The 7,813-nt window shown below is 71.3% G+C and carries 7 protein-coding genes; 2 read left to right on the top strand and 5 right to left on the bottom strand.

Annotated features, from left to right (window positions below):
- From Q0R13_RS13760 to Q0R13_RS13745, 4 genes are all read right to left on the bottom strand, one after another.
- A partial coding sequence (locus tag Q0R13_RS13760) for a molybdopterin cofactor-binding domain-containing protein (protein WP_293904836.1) occupies positions 1-2,056 on the bottom strand: 2,056 nt, incomplete at its 3' end.
- Positions 2,053-2,535 (bottom strand): (2Fe-2S)-binding protein, encoded by a 483-nt coding sequence (locus Q0R13_RS13755; protein ID WP_293904834.1) that lies wholly within the window; start codon positions 2,533-2,535, stop codon positions 2,053-2,055. The genes Q0R13_RS13760 and Q0R13_RS13755, both read right to left, overlap by 4 nt.
- A 64-nt stretch (positions 2,536-2,599) precedes the next feature.
- Entirely contained in the window at positions 2,600-3,475 is an 876-nt protein-coding gene (locus Q0R13_RS13750; protein ID WP_293904832.1) for a PEPxxWA-CTERM sorting domain-containing protein, read from the bottom strand.
- Positions 3,476-3,485: 10 nt separating this feature from the next.
- Positions 3,486-4,400 carry a PEPxxWA-CTERM sorting domain-containing protein gene (locus Q0R13_RS13745; RefSeq protein ID WP_293904830.1) on the bottom strand — a complete coding sequence of 305 codons (915 nt, stop codon included), beginning with the start codon at positions 4,398-4,400 and terminating at the stop codon, positions 3,486-3,488.
- Between the two features lie 172 nt (positions 4,401-4,572).
- On the opposite strand from Q0R13_RS13745, the gene Q0R13_RS13740 reads away from it, so the two are divergent.
- Both Q0R13_RS13740 and Q0R13_RS13735 read left to right on the top strand, forming a co-directional pair.
- Positions 4,573-5,847: a HAMP domain-containing sensor histidine kinase gene (locus Q0R13_RS13740; RefSeq protein WP_293904829.1), complete on the top strand. Its 1,275-nt coding sequence runs from the start codon at positions 4,573-4,575 to the stop codon at positions 5,845-5,847.
- A gap of 42 nt (positions 5,848-5,889) precedes the next feature.
- Complete coding sequence (locus tag Q0R13_RS13735; RefSeq protein WP_293904828.1) at positions 5,890-6,522, top strand: response regulator transcription factor; 633 nt, start codon at positions 5,890-5,892, stop codon at positions 6,520-6,522.
- Between the two features lie 8 nt (positions 6,523-6,530).
- On the opposite strand, the gene nhaA is transcribed toward Q0R13_RS13735, so the two are convergent.
- On the bottom strand, positions 6,531-7,727 hold the full coding sequence (gene nhaA, locus Q0R13_RS13730) for a Na+/H+ antiporter NhaA (RefSeq protein WP_293904826.1): 1,197 nt from the start codon (positions 7,725-7,727) through the stop codon (positions 6,531-6,533).
- Positions 7,728-7,813 lie beyond the last annotated feature (86 nt).

Here is a 7,813-nt window from a genome sequence, read left to right as displayed (position 1 = left end):
CGAGGTTGGTGTCCTTGACCTGGCCGTGTTCGAAGGCCGTGCCCTCGAAGAGAGCGAGACTCATGCCCCACAGCGACGCGCCCTCCATCTGGGCCAGTGCGCCGTCGGGGTGGACGATGGCCCCGGCGTCGGCCACCAGGGTCAGCTTCTCGACCTTCACCGCCCCGGTCTTGCGGTCGACCTTCACCCGCGCGGCGCAGGCGACCCAGGTGGGCATGTCGCGCTCCTGGCCGAAGGTGGTCGCGAGGCCCAGGCCAGTGTTGGCCGGCAGCGCCTGGCCCCAGCCGGCCTTGGCCGCCAGCCGTTGCAGCACCGCGGCCTGGCGCCGCGCCCCGCCCACCGCGGTGGGCGCCGCGCCGGCGTTCCGGCCCGCGGCGTCCAGCAGCTTCAGGCGGAAGGCCAGCGGGTCGACGCCGGCCTCCAGGGCGGCCTCGTCCATGAAGCTTTCCACCGCCCAGTTGGTCCAGCCGGGTCCCACCGAGCGCAACCAGCCGGGCCGGAAGGTCTGGTTGGCCAGGTCGTTGCCGATCGCCCGCACCCGCTGGGCGCCGACGGTGTACCAGTGGTCGGCGCCGCTGATCGCGAAGGGGTCGTAGGCGACGCCGTTGGCGCCCTTGGGCATGAAGAAGGGGGCCATGGCCTGGGTCGGCCAGCCGGCGCAGGCCGCGTGGTCCATGGCGATCACCCGCCCGCCCTCGCCGAACGCCATCTTCACGGTCTGCACCGAGGGCGAGCGCGGGCTGTCGAAGCGGCTGTCGTCGGGCCGGGTCAGGACCATCTTCACCGGCTTGCCGCCGATCGCCTTGGAGGCCAGGGCCGCGCCCACCGCATAGTCGCCGTTCAGCCGCCGCCCGAACCCGCCGCCCAGCAGGTAGGTTCTGAGGACGATGGTGTCCTCCTTGCGCCCGAGGGCCTGGGCCAGCCACGGCAGCACCAGCGACTGCCACTGGTTGCCCGTGTGGATCTCGAACTTGCCGTCCTTCTCGAAAGCCAGCGCATTCACCGGCTCCATCTGCAAATGGATGGCGGTCGAGGTGGTGTAGGTGCGCTCCAGGGTCGACTTGGCGGCGGCGAAGGCGGCGTCGACCCCGGGGTGCTCGACCACCAGGCTGCCGGTGGTCCGGTCGGCGATCAGCGCCTTGGCGCGGGCCTGCAGGTCGGCCTCGGAGACTTTGCGCGACGCCTCCGCGCCGGTCCAGGTGACCTTCAGCGCATTGGTCGCGCGGTCGGCGGCGACGAAGCTGTCGGCGTAGACCATCACCCAGCCGGGCACGGTCCCCGAAGCATCCTCCAGGGCTATGGCGCGGATGTAGCCCGGCACCGCCTTGGCGGCGGTGTCGTCGATGCTGGCGACCTGGCAGCCGTAGCGGGTCGGGGGCAGCTTGGGCCGGGCGTAGACCATCCCGGGGACCTTGGCGTCGAGGCCGTAGATCCCCTGGCCGTTGGTCTTGCCGGGAATGTCGCGGGCCGGCGCCGGCTTGCCGATCAGCCGCCGGTCGGCGGCCTTCTTGATCGGCATCTTGGCCAGGTCCTCGGCCGAGCACTGCCGGGCAAGATCCCCCTTGGCGACGATATCGCCGTAGGAGACCGAGCGCTTGCCGGCGATCACGACGCCGTTGCGCGCGACGCAGCTGTTCACCGGCGCGCCCAGCAGCTTGGCGCCGGCCTCGGTCAGGGCGATCCGCCCCGCCGCGCCGGCCTGGCTGTAGATCGGATAGCTCTGCCAGACCGACCAGCTGCCGCCGGTGACCATCAGGCCCCACTTGGGGTCGGAATCGACGTGGTCGATCTTCACCTTGGACCAGTCGACCTCCAGTTCGTCGGCAACGATGCGGGCGATGGCGGTGCCCACGTGCTGGCCCATCTCGGCGCGGATCACATGGACGGTGACCACGCCCTGGCGGTCGATGTCGTACCAGATGGTGGGCGCATAGCCGGCCGCCGCCTCGGCCGGGGTCGAGAGGCCGAACACGCCGCCGGCCGCGGTCACGGTGATCAGGAACACGCGGCGCGACGGGGCGAACTCGTGGCGGGCGATGTCGAGCGAGAGGGTCATGCCTTCACCGCCTTCCTGGCCATTGGCGCGGCGGGCGCGGAGGCCAGCTTGATGGCGTGTTTGATGCGCACATAGGCCATGCAGCGGCAGAGGTTGCCGTTCATGCCGGCGTCGATCTCGGCGTCGGTGGGATGCGGCTTGGCCTTGAGGAGGGCGGCCGCCTGCATGATCTGGCCCGACTGGCAGTAGCCGCACTGCGGCGCCTGAGCCTCGATCCAGGCCAGCTGCAGCGGATGCGCGCCCTTGGGGTCCAGCCCCTCGATGGTGGTGACACTGCGGCCCTTCACGGCGCTCACCGGGGTGGTGCACGAGCGCAGGGCCTGGCCGTCGACATGCACGGTGCAGGCGCCGCACTGGCCAATGCCGCAGCCATATTTGGTCCCGGTCAGCCCGACCTCGTCGCGGATCGCCCAGAGCAGGGGCGCATTGTCCGGGGTCGTCACCGTGACCTCGCGCCCATTCAATCGGAAGGTCGTCATCTGGGCCCCTCAGCGTCTGCTGGCAGGCCAGCGGACGCCAAACCGGGGGCGCGGGCAAGCCTTCTTATGCGGTCGGAGCGATCAGGGCGCGCCGCCGCCGCAGCGCGGCCCCGGCCGCGCCGAAGCCGACGATCATCAGCGCCCAGCTCGCCGGCTCGGGAACGCCGGAGGGCGGTGGCGGCACATGGCCGAAGGTCGCGCCGGACGCCGCCGTCAGGAACACATCATCGGGCGTGTCGAAGCCGATCCTGGCCGTATGGCTGGCGTCGATGCCGCCGACGGAGAACAGGGCCGACAGCTCATAGGCGATGTCGAACACGTCACCCGGATTAACGGTCCGCGTGTAGCTGACCGTCAGGCCCAGTGGCACGCTGACCGGCGCGGCGCTGAGCTGCGACACCACGGCGCTGTGCACCTTCGTCGTGAAGTCGAACGGATTGACGATCGGCAGTAGCGTGTGGGGATCGATATCCAGCGTGCCGATGGTCCCGACCATGTTGGCCCCAAAGACGGCGTTCTTGGCGCCGAACGGAATGGAGGTGGCGAAGCCGTCGACCTGCAGGGTCGTGGTGATCGCGAACGGCCCCGTGCCGCCGTGCACGGTGTAGGTGTCGCTGAACGCCAGGTCGAACTCGGCGGCGCTGAAACCGCTGACGGACGCGTGGATCGCGTCGGGGCCCGTCGATCCGGACGCGGTGATGAAGTTGAGCCCGGTGCTGTCGTGGAAGGTCATCGGGGCCATGGTGGTCGCCACCGACGGGTCGGAGACGATCGCGCACTGCACCTGGGGACAGGAGGCCAGGCCGGAGTCGATCTCATAGAGCGCGATGAACGAGTGGCTGCCGGGCGGCGGGAAATTGATCACCGCGGCCGCGAAGGCCGGTGACGCGCCGAAGGCGAGGGCGAGCGCGCTGGCGGCGAGTTTCAGAGTGTGGCGCATGGGGGTCTCCTCAGGCTTGCTCGATTGGGAAGGATCGACCTGTTCGCCGGCGGAGCGTGGCGCCCACGAGTCCGAGGCCGGTGATCATCAGCGCCCAGCCGGCCGGGTCCGGCACGCCGGCCGAGACTAGGGCCGGGTCGAAGTAGCGGTTGTTCACCAGGTAGTCGCCGGCGTTGACCGTGACGCCGTCGGCCAGGTTGAAGACATCCATCCCGGTCGGCAGGGCGAAGGTGTGGCCGAACTCCGAGCGGGCCGACGCACCGGGTCCGACCGCGCCGCTGCCCACCTCCAGGCCTATCTCGAAGAAGACCAGCTGGTTCAGCGGAACAATCACGGTCGGGCTGCGCACTACCCCGTGGGGCGCGGGGCCCAGCACGCCGCTGACGAGACCGAAGTTGCTCTGCGCGAACAGCGAGCCGTCGTCCTTGAGCGATTCCCGGATGTCGAGCCGGCCGGTCAACACGACGAAGGCGTCAAAGGCGGCGACGGCCTGGGTGAACACGCTCGGATCGCCCCCCGCGGCGTTGAGAACGCCATCGACGAAGAGGTTGACGGAGACCTCCGCCTCCGTGGCGTTGGGATCGGACGATGTAAACATCAGGAAGTCGGAATAGGTGGCGTTGGCGACCGGAGCCGCCGGCGTGCTGGTTCCGCCGAAGGTCGCGGCGCTGGCTGTGGCGCCCACATGGCCCGCCTCGGCGAAGGCCGTCGAGGTGAGAACGCCGAACCTGTCGCCGCAGGTCATCGCCAGCGAGACGGCTGAGGACTTGGTCTCGGTGCGGGGTTCGCCGCAGCTGCCGATGCTGCCGCTGTTCGAAACACCCGCAAACCCGGTCAGGATCGGCGCCGCCGCGGCGACGGACGGCGCGGCGAGGGCCGCCAGCGCAAGGCCGCCGGCGATCATCGGCATCAGGACAGGGCGCATGGCGGGTACTCCGTTGTCCGAAGAGGCGCGACGGACGCGTCCATCCTCCCCTGGAAATCTCAGGCTACCGCTACCCCTGGCGGTCTCCCATTGGCCGGATGGCCTAGCCTGATGGCCCATCCCGTTGCGCCGCCGCCGGTTCGAGCCAAGATGACCCTCGGGAGAAAAGAGGATGCCGCGGGCGCTGCCGACTCATCTGCTGGCGATGGTGGTGCAGGCCGGGGTGATGGTCTTCGCGCTCTGGGCGCTGGGGCCGGCGCTGCCGGTCGCGCGCCGCGAGCTGATCGTGGTGATTCTGGTCGTGCTGATCGGGCTCTGGGTGGGCGTGATCGTGGTCTGGTCCCTGGGCCGCCATCGCATGGACGGGCGGCGGCTGACCTGGCGGCGTGCGAACTGGGCGATCACCTGGCTCGGCAACGCCTCCAACATCGCGGGCTTCTGGCTGGCCATGCCCTATGCCGACGACGCCCTGGTCCTGCTGCTGGCGGTGTTCTCCTACGCGGCCGTGACGGTGGCGGTCCTGGGCTCGATCCAGCGGCCGCCCGCATCGGAGGGGTGGGTGCTGGCGCCGGTGGCGCTGCCGGCGTCGCTGGCCCTGTGGGCGGCGCTGCACTGGGACCGCTATGTCGGGCCGCTGATGCCGTACTCCCTGGTCTATGTGATCATGATGCTGGAGCTGCGCCGGACCGTGCAGCGGTCCTCCAATCGCGCGTACGCGGCCCAGCAGGCGGCCGAGGCCGCCCTGGCGGAGGTGGCCGCCGAGCGGGACGCCAAGACTCGGTTCCTGACCTCGGCCTCGCACGACCTGGGCCAGCCGCTGCAGGCCGCCCGGCTGTCCTTCGACCAGGTGCTGCGCAGCCCCGACCCGGTCCAGCGCGAGAAGGCGGCCCGCCGCGTCGCCTGGGCCTTCGACGCCACCGAGCAGCTGCTGCGCCAGATGCTTGACCACCTGCGGCTGGAGTCAGGCGTGGTCGAGGCGCGGATCGCCCCGGTGCCGGTGGGGCCCCTGATCGCCCGGCTGGCCGAGCTGCAAGAGCCGGCGGCTCGGCTGGCGGGGGTCGAGCTGCACGCCCTGCCCAGCCGGCTGGTCGCCAGCGCCGACGCGGCGCTGACCGAACGGGCGCTGGGCAACCTGCTGGCCAACGCCATCCGCCACGCCAAGGCCCGCCGCGTGCTGGTCGGCGCGCGGCGGTGCGCGGGCCGGGTGCGAGTGTGGGTGATCGACGACGGGGCGGGCATCGCCGAGGCCGACGCGCCGGGGCTGTTCGAGGACTATGTGCAAGGCTCCGACCACGGTGACGAGATCCGCGGCGGGTTCGGCCTCGGGCTGGCCTCGGCGCGGCGGATGGCCGGGCTGATGGGCGCGAGCGTCGGGCTCGAGCGCAAATGGCTCCACGGCAGCGCCTTCTGGCTTGAACTGGAGGCCGCGGAGGCCAAAGCTTCCTAGCGGTTGTCCGGCGACATGCGGGACGGGAGGCTGACCGGGCGCATGAAGTCCTGCCTGATCTGCGACGACCACGCGATGATGCGCGAGGCCCTGGCCGGCGCCGTGGCCATCGGCTGGCCGCAGGCGCAGGTCAGCGAGGCGGCGGACTTTCCCGGCGCCTGGGCGGCGGCCGCGAGCCGGCCCGACCTGATCCTCAGCGACCTGGTCATGCCGGGCGCCGGGCCGGTCGAGGGCATCCGCCGGCTGCGGGAGATCGCGCCGGACACCCCGATCCTGGTGATCACCGGCAACGAGGAGGATGCGGTGCTGCTGGCCCTGTTCCGGCTGGGCATCGCCGGGTTCGCGCCGAAGACCTCGAAGAGCGCGATCATCGAGGCCGCCATCCGCCTGGTGCTGGCTGGCGGCCGCTACCTGCCGCCGCGCATCGTCGAGCTGGCGGCGCGGCAGGGGCCGGCGGCCGCGGCCTCTCCGTCAAAACCCGTCGTCCGGCTCACCGAGCGCCAGGTCGACGTGCTGAAGCTGATCGCGCTGGGCCAGTCGAACAAGGAGATCGCCCGCGACCTCGACCTGTCGCCGGCTACCATCAAGGCCCACGCCGCCGCCGCCATCGCCGCCCTGGGCGCCGCCAACCGCACCGAGGCGGTGATGAAGGCCCGCGAGATGGGACTGATCTAGGCGGCCGCTTACCCGTCTTCCGCCTCGTCCCGCGCGCGCCGCGCGGCGCTGAAACGAAGCACGGCCAGACCCAGGGCCGCCGAGGCCAGGGAGCCCATGACGACGCCCGCCCGGACCTGGGCCTGGTGCAGGGGGTCGCCGCCCGGGAAGGCGAGCGCGCCAATATACAGGCTCATGGTGAAGCCCACACCGCACAGCGCCGAGACCCCATAGAGCTCCAGCCACTTGGCCCCGGTCGGGCGCCGCGCCCACTTCAGCCCGATGGCGAGGGACGCGGCCCCGAAGACGCCGACCTGCTTGCCCAGGAACAGGCCGCCGGCGACACCGAGGCTGACGGCGCCGAACGCCACCTTCACCGAGCCGCTGCCGAGCTGGAACCCGGCCGCCGTGAAGGCGAACAGCGGCAGGATGAAATAGGCCACATAAGGGTGCAGGGCCTCCATGGTCTCGGTCAGCACGCCCGGGCCGCCGCCGCGCTTGGGGGCCAGCGGCAGGCAGAAGGCGGCGGCGACGCCGGCCAGCGAGGTGTTCACGCCCGAGTTCAGCGTGAAGCCCCAGAGCAGCAGCCCGCCAATTGCCCAGAACGAATAGGGCGCGGCCTTCCACCGGGCCATCGCTGCCAGCCCCGCCGTGGTCACCGCCGCCGCGGCCAGCATCGGCAGCTGCAGGTGCTGGGTGTAGAGCGCCGCGATCAACCCCACCGCCACCAGGTCGTCGGCGATGGCCAGGGTCAGCAGGAAGACCCGGAGCGTCGGCGGCATCCGGGGTCCCGCTGCGGCCAGGGCGGCGAGCGCGAAGGCGATGTCGGTGGCGGTCGGCGTCGGCCAGCCGGCCAGGTGGCCGCCCGGGCCGGCGTTGATCGCCAGATAGATGAGCGCCGGCACGATCACCCCGCCCGCCGCCGCCAGCACCGGCAGGGCCAGCCGGCGCGGATTGGAGAGTTCGCCGCGCAGAATCTCGTGCTTGATCTCCAGGCCGACGACGAAGAAGAAGATCGGCATCAGGGCGGTCTTCACCCAGCCGGACACGCTCATCTCCTGGGCGAACGGCCCGAACCGGACGGCCACCGCATGGTGGGTGAGGGCGTCGTAGGCCCAGGCCCACCGCGAATTGGCCCAGATCACCGCGGCCAGGGCGGCGATGGCCAGCAGCAGGCCCGAGCCGGTCTCGGTCTTGAGGAATTCCAGCGTGGACCGGGTCGACATGGGCTCTGCCTAACAAGGCCCCCGCGCCGTCTCTAGCGAAATCGGGTGGCGCCCGACCGGCCCGCCCTTAAGGTGCGCGCCAACAA

Origin of the sequence: Phenylobacterium sp. (genome assembly GCF_025351295.1) — a bacterium.
GTDB lineage: Bacteria > Pseudomonadota > Alphaproteobacteria > Caulobacterales > Caulobacteraceae > Phenylobacterium.
Note: the sequence above shows the minus strand (reverse complement) of the source record. Positions and strands in the feature narration are given on the sequence as shown.